Annotated in this window: 3 protein-coding genes; all 3 read left to right on the top strand. The window is 34.8% G+C overall.

The annotated features are described in order from the left end of the window. Positions 1–208: 208 nt before the first annotated feature. The 3 genes from E4100_RS09225 to E4100_RS09235 are packed head-to-tail and all read left to right on the top strand — an operon-like array spanning position 209 to position 2,898. Positions 209–2,395 (top strand): heavy metal translocating P-type ATPase, encoded by a 2,187-nt coding sequence (locus tag E4100_RS09225; RefSeq protein ID WP_245196392.1) that lies wholly within the window; start codon positions 209–211, stop codon positions 2,393–2,395. A 17-nt stretch (positions 2,396–2,412) separates the two neighbouring features. Further along, positions 2,413–2,619, top strand: a complete 207-nt coding sequence (locus tag E4100_RS09230) for a heavy-metal-associated domain-containing protein (RefSeq protein WP_135271756.1) — start codon at positions 2,413–2,415, stop codon at positions 2,617–2,619. Between the two features lie 9 nt (positions 2,620–2,628). After that, positions 2,629–2,898: a metal-sensing transcriptional repressor gene (locus tag E4100_RS09235; protein WP_135271757.1), complete on the top strand. Its 270-nt coding sequence runs from the start codon at positions 2,629–2,631 to the stop codon at positions 2,896–2,898. Positions 2,899–3,070 lie beyond the last annotated feature (172 nt).

Genomic DNA, 3,070 nt, shown 5'->3' on the forward strand with positions numbered 1-3,070 from the left:
ATAGAGAATATTCTCCTTTCTTTATTGTGGTTTTCCAATTACATTATATCAAAAGGAGAATTATTCTCTATATTTTTATGTTCTTTGTCCAACAATTATTTTACACTAAGTTAAATATAAGACGAAAATAAATGTTGACTAATCTACTAGGAGATGATATATTATTTATACACCGGTACCCGGTGGGGGAGATAAGGAGTGTGATAAAGTGGCAGAAAATATAAATAACGAACTTAAAAAAAATACACTGTTAATTGAGGGAATGACTTGTGCAGCTTGTTCTAATAGAGTGGAAAAAGCATTGAACAAACTAGAAGGCGTTGAAAAAGCTAATGTAAATCTCTCATCAAATAAAGCATTAGTTTTTTATAACCCAAGTAAAGTAAATGAACAATCACTTATACTAGCAGTAGAAAAAGCTGGATATAAAGCTGAAATATTGTCCGAAGAAGATAAAGAAAAAGCAAAATTATTGAGAGAAAAGGAAATTAAATCTTTAAAAAGATCTCTTGTGTTTTCAGCTTTATTAACATTACCTTTAGTAGTTGCAATGTTTTTTCATATAGCAGGAGAGATGAACATCTTAACAAATGGATATTTTCAACTGCTTTTGGCTACACCCGTTCAGTTTATTATAGGATCTAGATTCTATAAAGGAGCATATCATTCTTTAAGAGGGAAAGCTGCCAATATGGATGTACTGATTGCTTTAGGTACTTCAGCAGCATATTTTTACAGCGTGTATAATTTAATTAATGGCGTGCATGAGTACTACTTTGAGGCTTCCGCAGTCATCATAACCTTGATACTGTTTGGGAAATTGCTAGAAGCTATCGCAAAGGGGAAGACTTCAGATGCAATAAAAAAATTGATGGAATTAAGGCCAAAGACAGCAAGAATATATAGAGAAGGCAAAGAAATAGAGATCCCTATAGATGATATAAATGTAGGAGATGTTATTGTCATAAGGCCTGGTGAAAGCCTACCTGTTGATGGAGTAGTTATTGAAGGAGCATCTTCAGTAGATGAATCTATGCTTACTGGTGAAAGCATTCCAGTTGAGAAGAAAGAGGGAGATACTGTAATAGGAGCCACTCTAAACAAGACCGGAAGTTTTAAATTTAAAGCTACTAAAGTAGGAAAAGATACTATGCTTTCTCAAATCATTAGCATGGTAGAAGATGCTCAAGGCTCAAAAGCACCAGTCCAAAGATTGGCTGATAAGATATCAGGTATTTTCGTGCCAGTAGTTTTAGGGATTGCATTAGTTACTTTTATTGTGTTTTATAATATAGATAGTTTCAATACTGGCCTTATAAACGCAGTAAGTGTTTTAGTTATAGCTTGTCCTTGTGCATTGGGTTTAGCAACACCGACAGCTATAATGGTAGGTACAGGTAAGGGAGCCGAACATGGAATATTGGTAAAATCTGGAGAGCATCTTGAACTTGCTCACAAATTGACAACAATTGTACTAGACAAAACTGGTACCATTACAAAAGGCTCACCCGAAGTGGTCTATATTGAAAACTTTAAAAATATAGATGAGAACGAGTTAATTGAAATATCAGCTGCTGTTGAAAATACTTCAGAGCATCCATTAGGAGAAGCAGTAGTAAATTATGCAAAGGCAAAGAATATTGAGTTTAAAGAAACAAAAGATTTCAATGCGATTCCCGGAAAAGGAATAAAAGCATTATATAATGGAAAAAAGGTCGCAATAGGCAATAGAGCTTTGATAAAAGAAAACTTGATTGAAATAGAGACTAATATAGAAGAAAAGATTGCAGACCTTGAGGACAAAGGACAAACTGTAATAATAGTTTCAATTGACAATGAAATAAGTGGTATCATAGGTATAGCTGACAAGATAAAAGAAAGCTCATATAACGCAATTAAGCAGATGAAAGAAATGGGCTTAGAGATTTATATGATCACAGGCGACAACGAAAGAACAGCTAAAGCTATAGCAAGAGAAGTATCCATTGAAAATGTAATTGCTGAAGTATTACCTGAAAATAAAGAGAAGATAGTAACTAAATTGAAAAAAGAAGGTAAAACAGTCGGTATGGTAGGAGATGGAATAAATGATGCACCTGCGTTAGCAAGTTCAGATGTAGGGTTTGCAATTGGTACAGGCACCGACATTGCAATCGAAGCAGCAGATATCACTTTAATCAAAGGGGACTTAAATGGAGTAGTAACAGCTATAAGACTTAGCCATAGGACAATGAGAATTATTAAACAAAATTTGTTTTGGGCATTTTTCTACAACACAATAGGTATTCCATTTGCAGCATTAGGATACTTAAATCCTATGATAGCCGGAGCAGCAATGGCATTTAGCTCTGTAAGTGTAGTAAGTAACTCTTTAAGACTAAGAAATTTTAAATAATGAAAGGGGAATATTAAATGGAAAAAATAATATCAATCGAAGGTATGTCTTGTGAACACTGTGTAAAAGCAGTGACAAATGCTTTAAAAGAAGTTGATGGCGTAGAAGATGTAAGCGTAAGTTTAGAAGCTAAAAACGCTGTTGTAAAGGGAGAAAATTTAGATGACAATAAATTAAAAGGGGCAGTTGAAGAAGCGGGCTACGATGTAGTGAGCATAAATTAGGTGATGTAAATGAATGCAGAAAAAGAAATAGCTTTAAGAAAGCTAAAAACAGCAAGGGGACAAATTGACGGGATAATAAAGATGATAGAGTCAGATAGATATTGTGTAGATATATCTACACAAATTCTATCGACCATTGCGCTTCTAAAAAAAGCTAATATTGATGTATTAAACGTGCATATTAGAACTTGTGTAGCAACAGCTATATTAGAAGGAGAAGACAAAGGCAAAGAAAAAATTGACGAAGTCATAAACATAATAGATAAATATATAAAATAGTGGAGCTTATGCTCCACTATTTTCCGTGTGCCCGGCATGGGAGACAGCTTAGCGGTGGAAGTCCGCCATGGGCTTGGTAGTGGGAACCATTAGCCAATGACAAGGGTGTCCATCGTGAGGTGGAATCTGAAGGAAGTCGGAGGCAAAATCCCGGCTCGATGAACAAGAACCG

The sequence above is a fragment of the Soehngenia longivitae genome (assembly GCF_004684055.1).
GTDB classification, from domain to species: domain Bacteria; phylum Bacillota; class Clostridia; order Tissierellales; family Tissierellaceae; genus Soehngenia; species Soehngenia longivitae.